We start from the raw sequence: 19,980 nt of genomic DNA, 5'->3' as shown, positions 1-19,980 counted from the left end.
TATATTTAGATCTTAACAAAATGTTAAGTATATTAAAATGCGCCTCGCTTGACAAGTATTTAGTTTAACTTTTAAATTAAAAAAAGTTTAATTGTAATGACAGATACCTCACTACTCAGAAGAAAATTAATATATAGAAGCTGGCATAGGGGTTGCAAAGAAACCGATATACTTTTAGGGCATTTCGCATTGAAATATCTTGATAAATTTTCCTTAAGCGAACTAATCGAATACGAAAAAATAGTTGATCTTGATGATTACGAATTATATTGTTACATAACTCGTAAGACAAACCTCCCTCCTGGCTTGAATAGTCAGATAGTCAATTTAATTGCTTGCTTTATTGAAGCTAATCCTTTATGCACTCAAGATTAGTGATAATCTTATTTACCTTATCTAGTACCTCAGTATATTCTATTCTTTTCTCGTTTCTATACTTTTCGCGCTCTTGATTTACTTCATCTAATCGCTTTGTTAATTCTAAAATTTTATCCTCAAGAATTAGTGCTGCAAGTAAGAAATTTAATGCATCCGAACCCTTACCTCCAGTTTTTTGAGATACAGAACTAACTAACTTGTCAAAACTATTAGCAAGGCGTAATAAATGATTCCCCTTCCCACTTTCGCAAGATATTTTATATGTGTTATTACGTATAACTATTTCTACTACTTGCATATGGTGCTAAAAATTTCTATCGTACAGTATAAACTCAAACCCCTACTTTCATCTTATTTATGGTATAAATTTTTATTCATTTATCAAATCAGATAATTTTTTACTGCTACGAAAATATGTTTTAAAGTATTGATTCTTTGTAAACTTCTGTAACATTAAATGGCTTGTTTCTTTCAAGTTATAACTTCTAACTGAAAAAGAACCAAACCCCCTAATTTCAACTCTATTATGATGTTTCAATGTGCTTGAAAGTATCCCAAAAAATCTATCAACTATAGCTGCTATAACAATCTTATCTAAAAAAGGATGTCTTTTTGCTACCCTCGCTATTATATCAGACTTTGTTGCCATTTATATGAAGCCAAAATAAGTAAACCTTATCACTTAGCAGATAATGCTATGTTATATTCTTCAACACCCAATACTTCAACTTCTATTTTTTCTGATATAGAGAATTTTTTATTCTCTGGTAAATGCTCTTGATCTATTAGAAGGGTTACATCGTTCTCAACTTCAACGACTAGTCCATTATCTTCTCTCTTACCTACAATAACCTGTATTTTATCACCTACCTTAACTTTCTTTATCAGTTCTTCAAGAGGATCATACTCTATTTGTTTTATTCCAAGATAAGTTCTTGCCCGATTCACGTTAGCCCTTATTACTTTTGCTTCTATTTTATCACCTACATTATACTTCTTTATCTCATCTGAACCATTTTTAGACCAACTAAAATCTTTCACATATATTGTCCCTTCTACGTTCTCATCTATTTCAGAATCACCGAAAGCAACAGATACATATGAGCCGGTATTATTCTTCACTTCACCAGAAACAATAGAACCAGGAGGATATTTATTGATAAATACTTGCCAAGGGTTGTCTACACACCTTTTCATGCTTAAACTCATCCTACTCTTAGCAATGTCAATACTGAGAATTTTTACATATACTTCTTGTCCCCTTGTTACGAGACTACTAACTGGTAAATTACTCTTAACCCAAGTTATTTCTGACGAGTGCACTAAACCTTCAATTCCAGGTCTAAGCTCAACAAATAATCCATAATCTTCTATGCTTGTTACATAACCCTTATTCACACTATCAACTGGATATTTTGACTCTGCATCTTGCCAAGGGCTATCTTCTAGCTGCTTCACACCCAAGGAAATTTTAGCATTTTCCTTATCTATTTTTATAATTTTAACTTTTATAGTCTGACCACAAGTAAAAACTGCAGACGGATGACTTACCCTACTCCAAGAGATATCTGTAATATGTAACAATCCATCTATAACTCCCACTACATCTGATTCATGAATACCGACAAATACACCGTAATGAGTGATACTTTTTATTTTCCCTTCTATTATATCGCCTTCATTTAAAGATTCTAAAAATTTAATTTTTTCACCAGCGTGCAATTTTTCTAACACCAGCTTTCTTGATACTACAATATTGCCCTGCTTCTTATCCATTTTAAGCACGATGAACTTTTGTTCAGTTTCAATAAGGTGCTTCGCATCTTTTACTTGCTTCAAATCCACATGACTCAGCGGTAAAAAAGCGCTTATTCCGTCACCAAGATCAACAATAAAGCCACATTTAATTGAGCGTTTAATAACTCCGCTTACTTCAGCCCTTGTAACTGTATCTTCTTCCAACTTATTCCATTTTTCGTCCCTAATTGCTTTTTCACGACTAAGAACAACATTACCATGATAATCTTCAATTCTTTCCACATAAACTCTGATTTTCGAGCCAATAATGACCTCATCATTACAACCGAGTTCCTTGATCAGAATTCTCCCGTCAGATTTTAAACCAATATCAACCACAACGTCGTTAGGGTTTATTCTTGTAATTACACCTTCTACCACATCTCCTTCTTTAATTTTGTTAACAAAAGAATCTTCAAACAAGGTATTATCTTGATCCTCAAATTGGCCTTGACATATCTCTTCTATAAATTTGTTTGATGATAGCTTTCTGATAGTAACCGGTAGATTTACGACTGGATTATTATTATTCATACCTTTAACTTAAACTTTATTAGAACTCATATATTATATAATATTAACAATTATTGACAAGTAATTTTTCATTAACTCATTTCGAGAATTGTTTAAGCTATATAAAATATAGTGAGAAAATTATATATGTATCAAGAATATGCTATTTAAGAATAGCAAGTGGATTAGATCGTTCTCCAGAAGGTCCAGGCTAAAACCTGATGTTGATGAAATATTGGAAAAATATTCTATTCAAAACAGCAAGGAATCTATAGAGAAAATTGTAAATTCACAAAAAAGAATATGGGTAGAAATAGGCTTTGGCAACGGTGAAAATATGCTTTACCAGGTGCTCAATGAACCTGATCTATTATTTATAGGATGTGAGCCCTACTTAAAGGGGGTTTCTCGCTTGCTGACAAACATAGAAATACAGAACATAAAAAATATTTTAATGTGGACAGAAGATGCAAGAGAATTGATTGCAAATTTTCCTGATAACAGTGTTGAAAGATTCTTTATTCTCTTTCCAGATCCATGGCCAAAAAGAAGTCACAATAAAAGACGATTAATTAATACGGAATTTTTAAATTTATTAGCAAAAAAAATACTTATAACAGGGGAAATATTCATTGCAACCGATCATCAGGACTATGCAGAGTGGATAGCATCACATATAAAGCAGTGTAACTCTTTAATCTATAGGGAAGACGATTTCACAAGTTATACTCTTACAAAATACCACAGAAGAGCGCTCAAAGATCAGCGTAAAGTGAGGTTCTTTAAAGTAAGTGTTATTAATAATTTGCAGACTATGGATCAATAGAGTTTTTGCATATCTCTTTTACGTTAACTATAGATTAAAAATAATAAAAAAAGAGGGAGAAATAGAGTAAATTCCTTTAACTACTTCTCCTTATGAAGGAATAGACTTCTTGCATAACCCAAACTAAGTAGAAAAAAGGTATCATCCAAGTAGCCCCTTTCTCGTCATGCCGCTGCGAATCGTCATACCGCCGCGGCGCTAACACGTAGCGGGATGATGAGGCTTATCGTCATGCCACCGCGAACCGTCATACCGTCACGGTATCTCTTAGCCGCTAACAAGTAGCGGGATGACGGTTGTCAGGTTAGCTGTTATCCCAGTTTTTGACACTGGGATGACAACGAAGGGCTACTTGGATGACAGGGAAGGATGCTGAAATGAAGGTTTTTCAAATTGTCGATAAACCTAAATCTATAATAACTATTTGCCTTTTTTCTAGGTTATGCAAGAAGTCTACTGAATAACAGTAAGATTTTTCAATCCTGTTCCACAGCAAATTTTAGTGCCATGTGAGTAGTTACAGTGCTGTTAACAATCAAAATAACAAAAACTAAGATGGTGATTAGTAGTGTATAAATATTCAAGGATAAATTTTCAAATTGAGTTAGCATTTTAAAATACACAAAGGTTGGCATTATCATTGGCAAAACAAGAATTTGCGATACTCCTGATGCTAAGTTGTTTTGACCAATCATCAATGCATTTCCAGTAGCTGAAATATTAGTGATTATCAGCGTATTAAATAATAAAGACACTCCAACTGCTATTGAGTGTTCAATACTATTGCCTAGAATTGCAAAGCTGAATATGGAAGAAATTACTGAAATCGGTAACCCAAATAATAACCAGTGAGCGAAAATTTTATAAGCAACTATAAGCCTAGAAGAGAGTGGCTGTACAAAGATTTGCTCTAATATTCCATCATGATAATCAGATGTAAACAAATTATTTGTAGAAATCTGCAAAACAAATGTAGCACATATCCATGTTAATGTTAACATAACTTCTTGTTTATTGTTGTTTTTAAGTGTAAATGAAGATAAACTTAACATTATGATAAAAATACATACTATATAGGTAAAGTTCTTATCATCTATTGCTAATTTTTTTACTGAGTCGATCATACTAGGCTTTTAAATGTTTATTATAAATTATAGTGTTTACTTTGAGGTAGTATAATTTTTTGTTCATAAATTATATAGGTTTTATTATTTTTTTGATAATGCAATTATGGAAAAGTTACCAAAAATAAAGTCACCAGAAGATTACACTCCTTCAGAAGATGAAGAATATATGAGCGTAAAACAACTGGAATACTTCAGCTTAAAGTTACAATCAATACTCGCTGAGTTAGAGAAACAAGAACTAGAAGATAATAGTATTGATACATACTATTCTGATGAAGATAGTGGAAACGAGGAATTAATCAAGCGTCAAAAAGATAGAAAAGAAAAAATTAAGGAGGCGTTAGAAAAAATAAAATTAGGCACTTATGGTTACTGCGATGGAACAGGAGAAGAAATAGGAGTCGAAAGACTTAAAGCTAATCCGCTTGCTATATATTGTATTGAAGAGCAAGAGAGAGTAGAAAAAGAAAAGAACGTGTACAACATTAACGATTAATTTACACATAAGTGGTGAGCCCATTGGACTTCAAGAGGAGCAAGAGGCGCTGAAGTATGTTATGCTATAAAGAAAGTGGAAAATTGGACATTCTCAACTTGACTCCTGCAGATTAAAAATTAAGTTGTATCCGTTCAGGCAATGGCGTCAACTTAAGGAAAAATATCAGCGATAGTGTATAAAATTTCTCTCTAAATTTTTTATCATTAAATTATCCAAAGAGTGCAAGGGACAGCACTTTTGTTTCTGTTTTATTTCAACAAAGAAGTCTAAAATGTGTCCTTTTTAGGTGAAATATGCAAAAAGGAAAAAACCTTATTCTACAAATTAAAAATATAATATACTCGAAAACTTTTCAGAAAATCCATTGTGTTGAGTTTTACACGAACAAGAAAACTTCCTTTTTCGACAGTATTTTCTATGATTTTAAAGTTAGTTAAAAAAAGTTTGGGAATAGAATGTGAACTTATGGAGCCATTGACATGTACCCTCAAAGCAAGCTTTTTCTAAAGCAAGGTATAAGATTTGCCATACAGGCTTTCAAGAATTTAAGCATCCAAACAGCCTATCAGGATGAACCTGAGTTGGAGAGGCTATAGACTTATTGCAGCAGATGGTTCTGGTATGAGATTACCCAGCTCTGGGGAAATTGTATCCGAGTTTGAACCAAATGGAACAACAGGCACCATTGGCAATTTGTTTGTTGATTTGTGTACTTCGCTAATTTGTAGTGCTCGTCTTGCAGCTTGGAATATAGGTGAACAAACGTTGGCGGCAGAGCAATTACCCGAAGTTATCACTCAAATGCGTTTATTAAATCAAGAGAAATTATTATTTATCTATGATCGTCTTCAGTAAAATTCATTCAGCAGCATTATGATTTGGAAGTAGATTTTATTTTTCGCTTGCAAAAAAGAAATTATAGTAAGCTATGGGAACGCTGGCGAATTAGATTTTGATTTTATATTAGAAAATGAAAAGCTAAAAAATAAAATGAAAGGACAGAAAGTAAGAGTTATAGTGCTGACATTAGCCAACTGAGAAACAGAGTTTTTGACCGAGACTTTGGAGCAAAGCTTATGTGTTAAGGTGGCACATAGAGGAGTGCTATAAACGACTCAAAGTAGGAGCAGAGTTAGAGAATTTTTCTGGAGAGGCTGTATTACAAGAATTTTGGGCAAACTTGGTCATGTGCAATATATTATCGCTTCATATATGTGATGCACAAGGGCCTTGGAACCCAGATCAAATTACTGAGTATCGTTTAAATTTTTCAGTTTTATTTGGTGTAATGAGGCAGAAACTCTATCAGGTACTTATTGCGCCAAAAAACTTTCAAGCCCTTTTTAAGTATACGCGCTAAAGTTAAAATCCGACCGGGACAGCCGCAATAAAGTAGATAAGCCTAAACGCCATCATGTCTTTAGGAGAGTTTGCTAATGAAAGTTCTTAAGTTGACGCCATTGACTGTTCCGATTCGTTATATGACATAAGAGCATCATATATTTCATGCAATGTATTTGAGATGTTTTTTTCCATATGTTGATTAATATGCCCATATATTGTCGTCTCTTCCGAACACTCTGTATCTTTATGTATATGATTTTGTTGCTTTAATTCTTCTCTATCTACACTCTCTATTTGCTCTGACACTAGCATAACTACCCCATATTTTACATAACGAAATAAAAAAATTCTAACTGTAGTATGCTTATATAATCTACGAAGTCAATAGTTAAATTGAAAAGTTTCGGTTATAATTTACTTCATATAGAACATGCCCTTGAATTATGCTAAAAATCGCCATAGTAGGCCTACCAAATGCTGGAAAATCGACCCTATTCAACAGATTAGTAGGAAGAAAAGCAGCAGTAGTGAGTAACATTCCAGGAGTGACAAGGGATAGGCGAGAGGGAATGGGGAGAATTAGCGATTTGGAGTTTAAAGTTATAGATACAGGAGGATGGAACGACCAAACTAATTTTTCACTACAAGTTATTGAACAAATCGAATTTTCTTTATCCAATTCAAACATAATTTTCTTTCTTGTTGATGCAAAAGTGCAAAATGAGCGAAATGAAGAGTTTGCAAAGTGGCTGAAGAGAAAAATAAATAAACCTGTAATACTAGTAGCAAATAAATGCGAGAGTCATAAATCCGAAAATGTTGATTATTTGCAGTTTTTTGATTTTCTTGGCCCGGTGTATATCTCTGCCGAGCATAATCTTGGCATGGTTGATCTTTATGATGCATTAGCTGGTGTTATTGAAAATTTTAACGAGAACACTGAGTTACCTAACAATGAACTGAGTAGGCTGAGGATCGCGATCATCGGCCGTCCGAATGTTGGAAAATCAACTTTTTTAAATGGTTTACTTGCAGAAAACAGACTAATAACAAGTTCAGAGCCAGGTACCACACGTGATTCTGTGGATATTACATATGATCATGATGGAGAGTTAATTACTCTAATTGACACTGCCGGAATCCGCAGAAAGGCGAATGTTGTAGATGGCTTAGAATCAAGATTTGTTGAGAAAAGCATGGAATCAATCAAGCGCTCTCATGTGGTAGTTTTAATGCTAGACTCCCTAGTTGGTATTGAGCAGCAGGATTTATCAATTGGTGAAGCTGCAATTAAGGGAGGGAAAGGGATTATTGTTGTTTTAAATAAGTGGGATTTAATAGGTAAGGATGACAGAAGCAGGTTAATAAAATTTGTCAAACAACAGGAAGTAACCAGGTTATTCTTGGAAGTGCCAACTATAACAATTTCTGCGTTAAAAGGCATGCGCTGCGGTGATGTGATAGATAAGTGTCTTGAAGTGAGTGAATCCTTGAACAAGAAGATCAGCACTGCAAAACTGAATAAGTGGCTCATAGATGCTGTAGAAAAACATTCTCACCCTCTTGTAAAAGGCAAAGCAGTTAAAATGAAGTATATCGCTCAAATTGGTACTAAACCTCCAGCTTTTTCTTTGATATGTAACATACCTGAAAGTGTTGATGAAAGTTACAAACGCTATTTAATTAACGATCTCAGAAAAAATTTCTTTGCAGACGGTGTGCCAGTTAGATTGCTTTTGAAAAAAAATAAAAATCCCTATGTAAAATGAATACTCTGCTTTATACTTTCAGGGATAATTTACTTAAAGTTATGTGTAATAATTCCAGAATTCCTGCAATCTTTCTGCTGTCGAGTGCCGCTGCTCTAATTTTTGCATATGTGCTAGAATATTTTTTCAACATGCTGCCATGCAAGTTATGTACATACGAGCGAATAGTTTACTATATCGCCGGATTACTTGCAGTAGCGTGCATGCTTAAAGACAACAAAATTCTAATCTATGCAATGTTTTGCAGCTACCTCATAGGTGCAGTAATATCTTTTTATCATATAGGTCTTGAACTCCACTTATTTCATGATGTTTTAGGTTGTACAGAGCAAGCAAGTGGTAACGTTAGTATAGAAGAGCTCAGAAATAATCTACTAAATCCTAATTACTCTCCATCTTGTGACAGACCTCATTACGTTCTAGGTGTTTCCTTAGCAACATGGAATCTAATTTATCTCATAGTAGCTCTGTTCGTATCAGGTAAGGTGTATTGTGGAGAAAGAAAGAAATCTAAATAATTTAAGGTACAGCAACAATCAGTTCTTGCAACAGGCAATTAGAGTAGATCACGCTGGAGAATATGGAGCTATTTGCATTTATTCTGGTCAAAAATTTATTCTTAAGAAATCTTCTATAATCAATGAAATAATTGAAATGGAAGAGCAGGAAAAAAAGCATTTTCACTATTTTAATGAGAAAATCAAAGAGCAAAAAGTTCGTCCTACTGTTTTGTTGCCTGTTTGGCGTGTTTTAGGAGTGTCGCTTGGCGTTGCAACTGCCATTATGGGCAAAAAAGCTGCTATGGCTTGCACTGCTGCAGTTGAAGAAGTTATCGGGGAGCACTACAAAGAGCAAGTTTCACATTTAGAAGATGGGGAATTAAGAGAAACTATAAGTAAATTTCGCGACGAGGAGTTAGAGCACAAAGATATTGCAATTCAGCACAATGCTGAAAGCGCATTTGGCTACAACATTTTATCATCATTCATAAAAACAGGCTGCAAAACTGCTATTTACTTGTCTAAGTTAATTTAACTAAGCAGCTTTCTTAAAGTGTTTTAAATGTTCTGATAACAACAGAAACCAGGAAGGAATTCAAGTGTAACAATTATTTTATAACTATATTTACATATCACCATTATTAATAAATAATTAGTATTTGTAAATTAAATACATCTAAAGTATAGACTGCAAAGGAGGCAAAAGTGCGTTTTAATTTAGAAGAGGGAAATGCTCTTATGTAATACCTGCCACAGGTTCACAACTGTACGAACATTCATTTTTGAAGGTAAATTGCACAGCAAATGGTGTCATTCCAGTCTGGAATCCAGAAATTTTGCTTATAACTGAGCTGATAAGCTAAAGGTAATTGTCTTACACTAAAACAAACGTTTTTAATTAAGTTGCATAGAACCAGTGTCTGGGCACTGGTATGACACCCCACTGGTGGTCCAAACTACAACGTTCGTACAGTTGTGGATTCCAGACGGCTTTGTTGCATCACACTTTATGAGATGGTGATTTATGGTAAATTCATGTAACTATCTCAAATTTAGCCATACCAATATCAGTGAATTTATTAAGCAAATAGCATTTGATTAGCAGTTCTTTTTCTCGATTTATCTCAGATTTATTCCTAAAACTAAATCCGAATATTTGCTTTAATCTTGAGAAAAACCCTTCAATATAAGATCTTTTCCCATAATTTACTTCTTTTTTCCATTCTTTCATGCCATCTTCACCGTATAATTTTATTAACCTAATAGCAGCATTCCTGTCAGACATATAATCTATTTCTGGATGTTCTGCCGCATTGTTTATTGGTGGAATTTTTGTCTTTATATCATATTCGTTACACAACTTATAAAACTTGTGCCTATCACATGCTCTATCTGCATATAGTGCTTTTATGGCATGCTGAAAATCAACTTCTTTTAGCAAATCACAAGCTCCATAGTGATCAGAGTAGACACCGTTACTGTATTTTACAGCTATGGCTTTTTTGTTGTTTATATTCAACATTACGTGCAATTTTCTCGTTTGCTCATAGCCACGATATTTTCTGTCAGTGCTATTTTCCTTGCTGTGACCAGGAGTGTTGTTGTATATACTAATTCCTGTACTGTCTATAGCAATTTCGATATCTTCCATATTATTTTCTGCAATCATTTATCTTAATATTAAGTTTCTTAAACCTTCTTGATGCTTGTGAATAGCTGATAACTGCCAAATCTCTTCCTATTTGTTGCAAATACCCTTTTATAAACCCGACTGTTTGTCTTAAACCAATTCTAAAGAAACTGACGATTATATGCACCAAAATCACAACTTTATCACTATAAATATAGTTGCCGCCCTGCATTTTTGGACAATTCTCGTACCAATTTTCTATGGCGTCATTGATATAACAAAAAATGCTTCCTCTTTCTTGGAGAAATTTGTTATATTCATGGCAGTTACTGACTCTCATTTTTTGTGGCATATTTTTTCTTCAACAGTTAAATGGCTATTTATAATGAATTTTGTCAGTAACTGCCAGTTCTTTTCACTTGAGCGATGCAACAAAGCCCACTGGGATCAGGAATTTTATTAAGTTGGTAAGCATAAAAGTAGCCGTTTTATGTTAAAACACAACGTTCTTGATGAGATTACGGCAAGGCTGGATTCCAGACTGGAATGACATCGTTTACTATGTGCCATATTGCAATGTTCGTACAGTTGTGGAATGAATTGCGGTATGACATAGGGCTGTGCTAGCTATAGGCGCATTATATAAAGAAGTCTAGTATTAGAAAAAAAATACTTACACTAAAAGAAACTTCAGTAGTAAATTCAAAAAGGAAGTTTAAATCCAGGTGGTAAACCCATCATACCTGCGAGATCAGAAGTTGCATTTGCCATATCTTCTTCTGCTTTTTTAACGGCATCATTAAACGCTGCTGTTACTAAATCCTCTACTATATCTTTTTCCTCATTTCTCATAAGTTCTAAGTCTATGTTCACCTTTTTAGCTTTATAGCTACCTATTTTTATGACTTCCACTAATACAGAAACTTTGCCACCACCAGAAATACCTTGAAACTCTTTTCCAATATATTTTTCTTGAGCTTCTGCAAGCTTTTTTTGCATCTCTTGCGCTTGTTTCATTATTTGACTAAAATCCACAACTTACTCCTTATTTTCTATATTAACTACTTTTGCACCTTTAAACATGTCAAGTATATCCTTGACTGCAGGTGCATAATTTAAATTACTCACTTCCCTGTTTATATAACCCGTATCAACTGTAATAACCCACTCCTGCTGAGTTGCCTGGTTTAAGTAATTTTTTAAATCATTGCAAAAATTACTGTCCAACTTAGATACAGCTTTTAATTTTAAATACCCAGGTTTACAATCTATTAATTGTAGATTATTACACAGTTGTTTGTAAAGATAAATTTGGTTACTCCGCCTTAATAGTTGCAAAATCTTATCAAAATCGTAATTTTGTTGTTTATTTTCCACATGGATCCCAGTGTCACGCACTGGGATGACAGAGTGGGGTTGTTGTTTACTTTCCACATATTTTTTTGGATCTGAGTAGTCAGCTACTTGGATGACAGAGGGGGAAGGTGCAACAGGTCTGCCCTGTCTATTTCCTTGCTCTACATTTTGTGAAAGAACTTTTTTGATCACCTGTTCTGGAGAAGGTAGATCAGAGAGATAGCAAAGACTAATTAGCATCATTTCAGCAGCAACATCGTTGCATGTTGAAGTTTTTATATCTTGAATACCTTTAAGCAACACCTTCCACAATCTTGAAAAAAATATTAAAGATCTCTTTATACTTAAATCTTTTATCCTATTCTTTTCATACTCTGTAACTGCACTATCAATCTCTTTCGTAATTAAAAAACGGCATACTAACTGAATTGTTTGCAATAGACCTTCAAAAATACTAAGTGGGTTTGCTGTTTTTATCGCCTTGTCAAACACTGATAGAGCTTTCTGTAAATCACCTTCTAATATTGCCCCTAATAGATCAAATATAATATCTTTATCCACTAGGCCAAGTATGTCTGTCACATTTTTAGTGGATATTGCACCATCTTTGCTATATAGCACTGCTTGATTCATCAAAAACAAGGCGTTACGCATTGAATTTCCAGAGTGTCGTGCAATTAATTCTAATGCTCCCTTTTCAATAGAATAACTCTCTTTTTGTGCAACATCATTTAAACGTTCCACTATTTTAGCTACAGGAATGTTGTGTAAATCAAATCTTTGACAACGTGCAATAATAGTTATCGGTATCTTTTTTATTTCCGTAGTTGCTAAAATGAATTTTACACTAGATGGTGGCTCTTCTAGGGTTTTAAGTAATGCGTTAAATGCACTGCTGGATAACATATGTACTTCATCTATAATGTAGACTTTGAATTTAGAGCTTATAGGTGAATAGCAAATATCTCCCAGGATTACTTTAATATCGTCAATGCTAGTGTGACTTGCTGCATCGATTTCAATCACATCTGGATGGCTTGAATTTTTTATTGCTAGACAATTTTCACATGATCCGCAAGGTTCAAAAATTGGCCCCAGGGAACAATTCAAACATAAAGCTATTATCCTTGCAGTGGTGGTTTTACCAACTCCACTACTACCAGAGAGCAGTATAGATTGTGGGATTTTGTTTAAAATAAAAGCATTTTCTAATACACGCACTAATATATCTTGACCTACTAGATCTTTAAAGCTACTAGGACGATGTTTTAATGCTATATTCACAGCTTCGGATAAAACAAATAATGAAGTAGGTATGCAACCCAAAAAGGTTCTGATATGGCTGCTTCATTTCTGATCTGACCAAATTACAGAGTTTTTGCCTGCATACCTTATAAAATATTATACTTTTTTTTTTATTTAGCAAGGTATATCCTATATTAGTCTTATAATTTATATGTTAGACCTCTTGCAACATTACTTTGGAGTAAACAACTGTTACCTAAAATACTCTTCTCTTGTCATCCCAACTTGGATCCAGAGAAAAAAGATGTGGATTTCAGTGTCACACACTGGAATAACAACCTATAGGTACTGGGATAAGAAAAGAGGAATATTATGATTTTATATCATTTTCCTCTTTGTCCATTTTCACGAAAAGTTAGAGCCCTTCTCAAAGAAAAAAAGTTGGGCTGTGATCTAGTGTATGAAAATCCGTGGGAAAAACGGAATGAATTTATGGAGATCAATCCAACCGGGCAAGTACCAGTATTAATAGATAATAACTTTGTAATAGCGGATAGTAATGCCATTTGTGAATATATAGAAGAAACTTACAATAGCGACGTCAAATTATTTGGTTCATCCACTATTATTAAGTCTAAAATACGCGCTCTAATCAATTGGTTCGATAACAAATTTTACAATGAAGTTACTAAGTATATTATGAATGAAAAAGTAATTACTAACCGCAGCCCTGATTCTAGGTTTATCTATGCAGCTCAGCATAATCTGCTTTGCCATATAGAATATGTTGAACACTTAATTAACAAGAACATTTGGCTTGCAACCGATAAGTTCACTTTGGCTGATATTACTTTAGCATCGCATATTTCTGTAATAGACTATGTAAGTAGTTTTCCATGGGAAAAAAGTAAAATTTTAAAAGAATGGTACTCCATTGTTAAATCAAAGCCTTGTTTTCGTGAGATATTATTAGAGAGGATTTCTGGTTTAATCCCTCCTAAACATTATGCTGACCTTGATTTTTAACTTATGTTAGCTTTAAAGCTACAGTCATTCCTTCATCAGTTGGAATCAATATAGAGAAATATTTTTTTTCATCTGATAATCTATTATTAAACTCCCTCATAGCATGCCATGATTTTTCTGATACTTCTTTTGGAGGCGATTCTAAAAATACTGTGTTAAACAATAGAGTGTTATCTGCAACGATTAGCCCATCTTGTTTAATGTATGACTCTGCCCAATCTAAATATTTAGGATAACCACCTTTATCAGCATCGATAAATATCATGTCAAATGGTGCTTTTGCTGATAATTCATTAAGTTTTTCCAATGCATTGCCTTCTATTAGAGTAATTTTATCACTCAGATTAAAAGCACTAAAATTTTTTTTTGCTATTCTTGAGTATTGAGGGTTATTTTCTATTGTATATATGTGACCATCTTCCAGTAGAGCTTTTGCCATGCAAATCGACGAATAACCGTATAACGTGCCAATCTCAACAATACTTTTGATTTTATGGATTTTTATAAATAAACTTAATAGCTTTCCTTCTTCATGGCCGATCTGAATATGTTGCTTTTTTTCAAGAATACAATATTCTTCTATTGTTTTAAATTCTTTTGCAAATAGATTTCTTATGTATGACAATTTTATACTAAAATTATTACGCATAGATTATAAATTAGGGAAGCTTAATTCATACACAATTTATAAATATAATAATATAGTTTGAAATAATAAAAACATTTATTTTAAGTTATTATTTCATAGTATAAAATTTTAAGTGACAAGAATTATTATATATTGTACTATAGTTAACTAGTATAATAAGCAGTTGATTATTGTGCTGGAATTAAAGAGATTGTTTATGCGCATTTCTCTTTATTAAAATATAATTTTTATAATCAATTAGAGGGGGTTATATGTCTTATACTATTGCTAGCGAAGTTGAAACGTTAAACAAAAAATCTAACAAGAATGAAGGGGTTATGTTACTAAATAATCCAGCTTATCGTGAAAAGTATAAAGAACGTTTTGATGAAGCTCAGAGAAAAGTTATGGATATGGTTCAGTTTTATGATGGAACAATAGTATTAATAGAGAATAAAATTGCTATGTATTACTACGCTTGGCACAGTAAAAAAAGAGAATTTGAGCGTAAAAAACAACAAACAGTCGTAAAAAACAATGACCCAGCATAGAGTCTTTTATACGGTAAGCTACAGTGGTATTACTTCACTATAGCTTTTCCATATAATTTATCTATTACATCAGTGAGGTATTTCAGCTCTTTATACCCTTCATGTTTAACTTTATTATGCTCTATATATGACTTACCATCGTTAAGCTTGATGAAAAATATTGGGGTAGCTGTGATACCAAGTTTATTAATTGCCAGTGATTTATCATTTATGATTTTATCCATAATTTTCTTATCATTAATGCATTGGTTAAATGCATCTTGCTTTAAGTTGCTTAGTGCAGCAATTCTTTGTAGTAAAGTCAAATCACTTAAATTGTAGTAATTCCACGAATCTATTGAGTTAAAAACAGCTTTGTTAAAATTAAAGTAGTCTTCTTGTTTTTCGTAGCAATGACTTAGCATTGCAGCCTTTAGCCCTCTGTAATCCAAAGGAAAATGACGAAATATATATAACATCTTACCTGTGTCTATATATTTCTCTTTTATTTTAGGAAAAACATTCTTATGAAAAAGAGAGCAGTGATAGCAAGTTAATGAAGCATATTCTATCATTAGAATTGGTGCTTTTGGATCTCCTAATAATTTATCATCGGGTAATAGTGATAGTAACTCCTTTGATGTTATTTCATTAGTTTCTTTTTGAATATGTTGGTTAACAACTGCATAAGAATTAACACTTATAAAAATTGATAAAAGCAATAGTCTAAAAATCATTACGATATAAATACTTAACTTACTAAAAAAATTATATATTTATATAAATAGTGTCAAGGTAACTTTTGTTTAGCAAGGCTTTCAGCCCTGTCTTTAAATGCAGCAATTATTTTACTTTGTGTATATTTATATACTGAGTTTAATAGGGTTGAAAATGAGTTGGACTTAAACTTAAACTCTATATAAAACTTTACCATAGTTTTATTTTCATCTATGGGAATGAATTGCCATTTATTGCATAGATGTTTAAATATTCCATTTGATGATACAGCTTTTATCCAACCTTCGTTTGTTCTACTTGGAGAAAGAAAGGTTACCTCTGATGTATATCTTCCTTTAATTCCATGAAAAGCTGCTAGAAGGTCCACAACCATTTGATTGTCAATTTTTTCTTTTATATAAACGGCTTTGCACCAAGGAACAAAATCAGGATACCTTTCAACATCAATTACAATTTGGAATACTTCATTAGGCGAACATAGGAAGGTACCTTGTTCTCTGTATTGATGAAGCATAAATTTAGTACCAATCAAAAAAGGATCCGTATCTACCGTCAGCCTTAGTAGATTCCTGAGACCTGAAGTTAAGGTGGGCATCGCATATTAGTTTCAACGAAACCAGCAGAGGCAATTCCCTTCTCTAGAAATTATCGCTCGGGAAATTTAACTTAACTCATAACGCATAGCACAGACCCCTACTTGAATTATAGATGATTTACACAGGGCATGTCTATAGGTATATTAAAGTCAGTAATTGTTATTTAATCTTTATTAAACTTTGCATTTTAAGTATATCTTATGAATATTACTAAAGTTTTAATCATTATTGTTTTTATTGTAATTTCTTCAAGTGCTTACACTAATTGTACAGATCACAAAATTTTTGTGCATACTATGAAACAACAAGTAGACAGCATATCTACAAAAGGAAATAGAAAAAACCTAGAGCATGTACACGAAAAGCTTCAGGAGGTCATTCAGAATAATGTTAACCTCAAAGAAATATCTCGATTTGTCATGGGAAAATATTGGGTTTTGACTACCCGGAAGGAAAGGGAAGATTTCTTAAGAGAGTATGAAGTGTATCTTACACGTTTGTGCGTTAAAATTTTATCTAAATACATGAGTAATAGTGAAATGATCATAATGAGTACAAAAGCAGTTGACGATGAAACTTGCTTAATTGGCACAAGGTTCTCTTACGGTGATGAAGAATTTACAAATATTGATTTTAAAGTTACTAAAAATCACAGTTCTTTCTTGATAAGTGATGTTGTAATGAGTGGAATAAGTATTGCTATTAATCAACGTTCTCAATTTAGTGAGAAGATTGACACGCATGGCATAGCAAGTGTGATAGGTGAATTAAAATGTAACAATAATCTATGATATATATGCCTCATTGGCCTAAGCCACTTGGTAGCAGGCCGAATGATTTTTCTCTTGATCGCATAAAAAGCTTTCTTAGTAAACTAGATAATCCCGAGAAAAAAGTGCCTCCCGTAATTCATATAGCTGGAACTAATGGGAAAGGCTCAACACTAGCATTTATAAGATATATAATGCAAGCAGCAGGGTATAAGGTACACGCATACACTTCTCCACATTTGGTGAATTTTAATGAAAGAATAGTTATTGCAGGCAGTTATATCGACGATAATGAATTATATAGCTTGTTAGAAGAATGCCGTGCCGTAATTGCAGAACAACCTATCACTCTGTTTGAAGCTGCAATTATTGCAGCTTTTTTAGCTTTTTCTCGTCACAAAGCCGATATAACTTTAATTGAAGTGGGTATGGGTGGAAGACTTGATACAACAAATGTTATAGATAGTCCGATTTTAACAATAATTACTTCCATTGCACTTGATCATACGGAATATCTTGGCCCTACTATAGAAATTATAGCAGGTGAAAAGGCTGGAATAATGAAACCTAATGTTCCTTGCGTGATAGCACCACAAGAAAAATCTATAATGAACACGCTAGAATACCACGCAATAAATAAGAAATCTCCCTTATATAGAGGAGGTTTTGAATGGAATTGCAAAAAAAAGAACAACAAAATGGTTTTCCAATCAGCTATTCAATCAATAGAATTTCCTTTGCCGTCTTTAAAGGGTGATCACCAAATAATCAATGCAGGCAATGCTATTGCAGCATGTAGCATTTTGAGTGGAAAATATGGATTTGATATTGGAGAAGAGGATATCACTTCAGGTTTACAGTGCACTTATTGGCCTGCACGACTGGAGCGTATAAAAGAGGGCAATTTAATTTCTTTACTACCAAAAGATTGGCAATTATTTTTAGATGGTGCGCACAATAATGATGGTGCTAGAGTACTATTTCAGTGGGTAAAAGATAATTTTGCTGAAGGTATCTATATAATTTTTGGTGTTACTCGTAACAGAAATGTGGAAGAGTTCTTAGAGCACTTAAAGCCATATATCAAGCTACTATGTGCGGTTTGTGTTAAGTCTGAGCCCAAAGCAACAAATACAAACTTGATTAGGGAAAAAGCCAATAACATAGGAATAAAAGCAATTGAGTGTGAGTCAATTGGCGATGCAATATCAAATCACATATTAAAAGCCTCTATCCAAAACGTCAAAACCATACTAATCTGTGGCTCATTGTTCCTAGCTAGAGACTTCGCTATGGAGAATAGCTAACTTTGATGATATTAACTGACCGATGGGGAAATAACTTTGATTGCTCATAGTACTGCTTGGCTTTTCGTTATCGACTTCTATAAACTGATCATCACCTTTAAATTGCTCCTCAATTGAATTTATAGCTGTCTTTTTGAGAATATAATTACTTGCAGCATTTAAAATAGGTGAAGTAACAATTAAAAGCGTGAATGGTAATGAAAGTAATAAGCCGGATAACATCATAGAGTTAGTTATACCAAAGCCGTTGGCAACTAAATCTAATCCCACACCGAAAAACATTAAAGATGTACAGATTGTGTTGCTCAAAATAACTGAATTTTTTAGCCACTTTAATTTAGTCCTATCACTCTTTGAAAAATTTTCGCATTCTTGGTCAAAGTTAAACAATAATAAAATATTAGTCTGATGATTAAACTCTTTCCCATTTCTAGTATAAATGCTCTTAACAGCTAGACTCAAAATAGATCCTGCTAACAAGGGAGCAAGAAAACCTACTGCTATTGGTACATTAGAAGAAATACCATTAATTATTAAAAATGCAATTGATGTGAAGGATACTAAAAGAACTCCTAAGAGATTTGAATAAGAAGAATATTTTACATAAGCAGTTACATTATTGTTAATTGACTGCTGCTTATTATAGAGTTTATTTCTGCACTTATCATCTAAGTATTTTTGCAATTCTTCATAACTGCGACTCCACAACTTACCGCGTAATTCTTTTATTAAATTATTTCTTTTATTGAGACCTTTCTCCAATGGCTCTATTATAAATTCTTCAAAAAATGGCTTATTTAATGCAATAACCTTAAATTTCTCCTCCGCTTCTTTATTGTTTGGGTTTTTATCTGAGTGATATTTTAACGATAATTTACGGTATTGTTGACTAAGCTTTTTCTTAATATTCTTAATGTCAGAATTTACCACATCCTCCTTTTGAATATTAAATGTTAAAAACAACTGCTTTAAAGCGTGGTACTCATTTTCATTCAAAACATTTCTAGCCACATTACACCTACAAATTAACTAACTATTAACGTTCTATAATATACATATTTCCAAACTATGTCAATTATTTCATAAATATCTTTGGTAAAAATTATTTCTGTTATGACTAGCATGATAAGTGTATGAAGCGACTAAAATTGTCATTACAGCGCTTAGTGTACGACAGTGCTCCAACATTTAGGGTTGCAGTTTTCATGGCAGATCTGAGTAGCTGACCCATCTAAGAGTTGTCATTCAAGTAGCTGACACTGGAATGGCTTTGTTGCATCGCACCTTATACGGTAGTAATTTACAATAAATTCATGTAGCCATTTCGAATTTAGTCATTTCAGTGTTGGCTACTTGGATGACACCACCTGCTATGCTGCAAATTGCAACGTTCGTACACTA

General features: G+C 33.1%; 23 protein-coding genes, 2 other RNA genes and 1 pseudogene. 11 read left to right on the top strand and 15 right to left on the bottom strand.

Annotated elements, in window-relative coordinates; genetic code table 11:
- Positions 1–96 precede the first annotated feature (96 nt).
- The gene (locus ABWU40_RS00220; protein ID WP_006279484.1) at positions 97–375 is read left to right on the top strand and encodes a succinate dehydrogenase assembly factor 2; all 279 of its coding nucleotides are present in this window, start codon (positions 97–99) and stop codon (positions 373–375) included.
- Here ABWU40_RS00220 and ABWU40_RS00215 read toward each other — a convergent pair.
- The 3 genes from ABWU40_RS00215 to ABWU40_RS00205 all read right to left on the bottom strand — a co-directional run bounded on the left by ABWU40_RS00215 (position 350) and on the right by ABWU40_RS00205 (position 2,709).
- Complete coding sequence (locus tag ABWU40_RS00215) at positions 350–676, bottom strand: cell division protein ZapA (protein WP_010082086.1); 327 nt, start codon at positions 674–676, stop codon at positions 350–352. The two genes, ABWU40_RS00220 and ABWU40_RS00215, sit on opposite strands and share 26 nt — an antisense overlap.
- Positions 677–748: 72 nt before the next feature.
- Positions 749–1,027: an HU family DNA-binding protein gene (locus ABWU40_RS00210; RefSeq protein WP_010963035.1), complete on the bottom strand. Its 279-nt coding sequence runs from the start codon at positions 1,025–1,027 to the stop codon at positions 749–751.
- Between the two features lie 29 nt (positions 1,028–1,056).
- Entirely contained in the window at positions 1,057–2,709 is a 1,653-nt protein-coding gene (locus ABWU40_RS00205; protein ID WP_015589375.1) for a 30S ribosomal protein S1, read from the bottom strand.
- A 139-nt stretch (positions 2,710–2,848) separates the two neighbouring features.
- On the opposite strand from ABWU40_RS00205, the gene trmB reads away from it, so the two are divergent.
- Positions 2,849–3,514, top strand: coding sequence for a tRNA (guanosine(46)-N7)-methyltransferase TrmB (trmB, locus tag ABWU40_RS00200; RefSeq protein ID WP_012673367.1), 666 nt, complete (start codon positions 2,849–2,851; stop codon positions 3,512–3,514).
- A 476-nt stretch (positions 3,515–3,990) separates the two neighbouring features.
- Here trmB and ABWU40_RS00195 read toward each other — a convergent pair whose 3' ends face one another.
- Positions 3,991–4,638: a heme exporter protein CcmB gene (locus ABWU40_RS00195; RefSeq protein WP_353279187.1), complete on the bottom strand. Its 648-nt coding sequence runs from the start codon at positions 4,636–4,638 to the stop codon at positions 3,991–3,993.
- Between the two features lie 106 nt (positions 4,639–4,744).
- On the opposite strand from ABWU40_RS00195, the gene ABWU40_RS00190 reads away from it, so the two are divergent.
- Both ABWU40_RS00190 and ABWU40_RS00185 read left to right on the top strand, forming a co-directional pair.
- Positions 4,745–5,137 (top strand): TraR/DksA family transcriptional regulator, encoded by a 393-nt coding sequence (locus tag ABWU40_RS00190; protein WP_141457267.1) that lies wholly within the window; start codon positions 4,745–4,747, stop codon positions 5,135–5,137.
- A gap of 296 nt (positions 5,138–5,433) precedes the next feature.
- A pseudogene (locus tag ABWU40_RS00185) lies at positions 5,434–6,577 on the top strand (transposase).
- 9 nt (positions 6,578–6,586) lie between these two features.
- Here ABWU40_RS00185 and ABWU40_RS00180 read toward each other — a convergent pair.
- Positions 6,587–6,796: a hypothetical protein gene (locus ABWU40_RS00180; RefSeq protein ID WP_141457265.1), complete on the bottom strand. Its 210-nt coding sequence runs from the start codon at positions 6,794–6,796 to the stop codon at positions 6,587–6,589.
- A 131-nt stretch (positions 6,797–6,927) separates the two neighbouring features.
- Here ABWU40_RS00180 and der point away from each other — a divergent pair, with 131 nt between their 5' ends.
- The 3 genes from der to ABWU40_RS00165 are packed head-to-tail and all read left to right on the top strand — an operon-like array spanning position 6,928 to position 9,288.
- Positions 6,928–8,253 carry a ribosome biogenesis GTPase Der gene (der, locus tag ABWU40_RS00175; RefSeq protein WP_141457263.1) on the top strand — a complete coding sequence of 442 codons (1,326 nt, stop codon included), beginning with the start codon at positions 6,928–6,930 and terminating at the stop codon, positions 8,251–8,253.
- Positions 8,250–8,771 carry a disulfide bond formation protein B gene (locus tag ABWU40_RS00170; RefSeq protein ID WP_015589379.1) on the top strand — a complete coding sequence of 174 codons (522 nt, stop codon included), beginning with the start codon at positions 8,250–8,252 and terminating at the stop codon, positions 8,769–8,771. The genes der and ABWU40_RS00170 overlap by 4 nt, the downstream gene beginning before the upstream one ends.
- Complete coding sequence (locus ABWU40_RS00165; protein WP_006279362.1) at positions 8,746–9,288, top strand: demethoxyubiquinone hydroxylase family protein; 543 nt, start codon at positions 8,746–8,748, stop codon at positions 9,286–9,288. Before ABWU40_RS00170 ends, ABWU40_RS00165 begins: the two co-directional genes overlap by 26 nt.
- Positions 9,289–9,786: 498 nt before the next feature.
- Here ABWU40_RS00165 and ABWU40_RS00160 read toward each other — a convergent pair whose 3' ends face one another.
- The 5 genes from ABWU40_RS00160 to ffs form a co-directional block, all read right to left on the bottom strand.
- Positions 9,787–10,422 (bottom strand): transposase, encoded by a 636-nt coding sequence (locus tag ABWU40_RS00160; protein ID WP_081600764.1) that lies wholly within the window; start codon positions 10,420–10,422, stop codon positions 9,787–9,789.
- On the bottom strand, positions 10,406–10,735 hold the full coding sequence (locus ABWU40_RS00155; RefSeq protein ID WP_141456678.1) for a transposase: 330 nt from the start codon (positions 10,733–10,735) through the stop codon (positions 10,406–10,408). Before ABWU40_RS00155 ends, ABWU40_RS00160 begins: the two co-directional genes overlap by 17 nt.
- Positions 10,736–11,085: 350 nt before the next feature.
- Positions 11,086–11,400, bottom strand: a complete 315-nt coding sequence (locus ABWU40_RS00150; protein ID WP_041573540.1) for a YbaB/EbfC family nucleoid-associated protein — start codon at positions 11,398–11,400, stop codon at positions 11,086–11,088.
- Positions 11,401–11,421: 21 nt separating this feature from the next.
- On the bottom strand, positions 11,422–13,023 hold the full coding sequence (gene dnaX, locus ABWU40_RS00145; RefSeq protein WP_141457288.1) for a DNA polymerase III subunit gamma/tau: 1,602 nt from the start codon (positions 13,021–13,023) through the stop codon (positions 11,422–11,424).
- Between the two features lie 21 nt (positions 13,024–13,044).
- Positions 13,045–13,134, bottom strand: an RNA gene (gene ffs, locus ABWU40_RS00140) — signal recognition particle sRNA small type.
- A gap of 222 nt (positions 13,135–13,356) precedes the next feature.
- Here ffs and ABWU40_RS00135 point away from each other — a divergent pair.
- Entirely contained in the window at positions 13,357–14,010 is a 654-nt protein-coding gene (locus tag ABWU40_RS00135) for a glutathione S-transferase family protein (protein WP_141457290.1), read from the top strand.
- A gap of 1 nt (position 14,011) precedes the next feature.
- Here ABWU40_RS00135 and ABWU40_RS00130 read toward each other — a convergent pair whose 3' ends face one another.
- A complete protein-coding gene (locus tag ABWU40_RS00130) occupies positions 14,012–14,659 on the bottom strand; it encodes an O-methyltransferase (RefSeq protein WP_015589357.1) in 648 nt (215 codons plus the stop codon).
- A gap of 251 nt (positions 14,660–14,910) precedes the next feature.
- On the opposite strand from ABWU40_RS00130, the gene ABWU40_RS00125 reads away from it, so the two are divergent.
- The gene (locus tag ABWU40_RS00125) at positions 14,911–15,189 is read left to right on the top strand and encodes a DUF2671 domain-containing protein (protein WP_353279186.1); all 279 of its coding nucleotides are present in this window, start codon (positions 14,911–14,913) and stop codon (positions 15,187–15,189) included.
- Positions 15,190–15,218: 29 nt separating this feature from the next.
- On the opposite strand, the gene ABWU40_RS00120 is transcribed toward ABWU40_RS00125, so the two are convergent.
- The 3 genes from ABWU40_RS00120 to ssrS all read right to left on the bottom strand — a co-directional run bounded on the left by ABWU40_RS00120 (position 15,219) and on the right by ssrS (position 16,601).
- Positions 15,219–15,905 carry a DsbA family protein gene (locus ABWU40_RS00120; protein WP_015589356.1) on the bottom strand — a complete coding sequence of 229 codons (687 nt, stop codon included), beginning with the start codon at positions 15,903–15,905 and terminating at the stop codon, positions 15,219–15,221.
- 53 nt (positions 15,906–15,958) lie between these two features.
- A complete protein-coding gene (locus ABWU40_RS00115; RefSeq protein ID WP_041573611.1) occupies positions 15,959–16,420 on the bottom strand; it encodes a type II toxin-antitoxin system RatA family toxin in 462 nt (153 codons plus the stop codon).
- Between the two features lie 19 nt (positions 16,421–16,439).
- Positions 16,440–16,601, bottom strand: a non-coding RNA gene (gene ssrS / locus ABWU40_RS00110) — 6S RNA.
- A gap of 101 nt (positions 16,602–16,702) precedes the next feature.
- On the opposite strand from ssrS, the gene ABWU40_RS00105 reads away from it, so the two are divergent.
- On the top strand, positions 16,703–17,293 hold the full coding sequence (locus ABWU40_RS00105; protein WP_015589354.1) for a phospholipid-binding protein MlaC: 591 nt from the start codon (positions 16,703–16,705) through the stop codon (positions 17,291–17,293).
- Positions 17,290–18,579, top strand: coding sequence for a bifunctional folylpolyglutamate synthase/dihydrofolate synthase (locus tag ABWU40_RS00100; protein ID WP_141457292.1), 1,290 nt, complete (start codon positions 17,290–17,292; stop codon positions 18,577–18,579). Before ABWU40_RS00105 ends, ABWU40_RS00100 begins: the two co-directional genes overlap by 4 nt.
- Here the strand turns inward: ABWU40_RS00100 and ABWU40_RS00095 are convergent.
- Complete coding sequence (locus ABWU40_RS00095) at positions 18,547–19,509, bottom strand: J domain-containing protein (protein ID WP_077188321.1); 963 nt, start codon at positions 19,507–19,509, stop codon at positions 18,547–18,549. The two genes, ABWU40_RS00100 and ABWU40_RS00095, sit on opposite strands and share 33 nt — an antisense overlap.
- Positions 19,510–19,980: the final 471 nt, after the last annotated feature.

Origin of the sequence: Wolbachia endosymbiont (group A) of Cydia amplana (assembly GCF_964028495.1) — a bacterium.
Taxonomy (GTDB): Bacteria; Pseudomonadota; Alphaproteobacteria; order Rickettsiales; family Anaplasmataceae; genus Wolbachia; species Wolbachia pipientis.
Note: the sequence above shows the minus strand (reverse complement) of the source record. Positions and strands in the feature narration are given on the sequence as shown.

Coding starts and splice junctions, on each gene's coding strand:
- ABWU40_RS00150 (WP_041573540.1), bottom strand. CDS start 11,400: ATGAAACAAGCGCAAGAGATGCAAAAAAAGCTTGCAGAAGCTCAAGAA.
- ABWU40_RS00190 (WP_141457267.1), top strand. CDS start 4,745: ATGGAAAAGTTACCAAAAATAAAGTCACCAGAAGATTACACTCCTTCA.
- der (WP_141457263.1), top strand. CDS start 6,928: ATGCTAAAAATCGCCATAGTAGGCCTACCAAATGCTGGAAAATCGACC.
- trmB (WP_012673367.1), top strand. CDS start 2,849: ATGCTATTTAAGAATAGCAAGTGGATTAGATCGTTCTCCAGAAGGTCC.
- ABWU40_RS00195 (WP_353279187.1), bottom strand. CDS start 4,638: ATGATCGACTCAGTAAAAAAATTAGCAATAGATGATAAGAACTTTACC.
- ABWU40_RS00115 (WP_041573611.1), bottom strand. CDS start 16,420: ATGCTTCATCAATACAGAGAACAAGGTACCTTCCTATGTTCGCCTAAT.
- ABWU40_RS00170 (WP_015589379.1), top strand. CDS start 8,250: ATGAATACTCTGCTTTATACTTTCAGGGATAATTTACTTAAAGTTATG.
- ABWU40_RS00130 (WP_015589357.1), bottom strand. CDS start 14,659: ATGCGTAATAATTTTAGTATAAAATTGTCATACATAAGAAATCTATTT.
- ABWU40_RS00205 (WP_015589375.1), bottom strand. CDS start 2,709: ATGAATAATAATAATCCAGTCGTAAATCTACCGGTTACTATCAGAAAG.
- ABWU40_RS00160 (WP_081600764.1), bottom strand. CDS start 10,422: ATGATTGCAGAAAATAATATGGAAGATATCGAAATTGCTATAGACAGT.
- ABWU40_RS00120 (WP_015589356.1), bottom strand. CDS start 15,905: ATGATTTTTAGACTATTGCTTTTATCAATTTTTATAAGTGTTAATTCT.
- ABWU40_RS00100 (WP_141457292.1), top strand. CDS start 17,290: ATGATATATATGCCTCATTGGCCTAAGCCACTTGGTAGCAGGCCGAAT.
- ABWU40_RS00220 (WP_006279484.1), top strand. CDS start 97: ATGACAGATACCTCACTACTCAGAAGAAAATTAATATATAGAAGCTGG.
- ABWU40_RS00210 (WP_010963035.1), bottom strand. CDS start 1,027: ATGGCAACAAAGTCTGATATAATAGCGAGGGTAGCAAAAAGACATCCT.
- ABWU40_RS00125 (WP_353279186.1), top strand. CDS start 14,911: ATGTCTTATACTATTGCTAGCGAAGTTGAAACGTTAAACAAAAAATCT.
- ABWU40_RS00135 (WP_141457290.1), top strand. CDS start 13,357: ATGATTTTATATCATTTTCCTCTTTGTCCATTTTCACGAAAAGTTAGA.
- ABWU40_RS00180 (WP_141457265.1), bottom strand. CDS start 6,796: ATGCTAGTGTCAGAGCAAATAGAGAGTGTAGATAGAGAAGAATTAAAG.
- ABWU40_RS00155 (WP_141456678.1), bottom strand. CDS start 10,735: ATGCCACAAAAAATGAGAGTCAGTAACTGCCATGAATATAACAAATTT.
- ABWU40_RS00105 (WP_015589354.1), top strand. CDS start 16,703: ATGAATATTACTAAAGTTTTAATCATTATTGTTTTTATTGTAATTTCT.
- ABWU40_RS00215 (WP_010082086.1), bottom strand. CDS start 676: ATGCAAGTAGTAGAAATAGTTATACGTAATAACACATATAAAATATCT.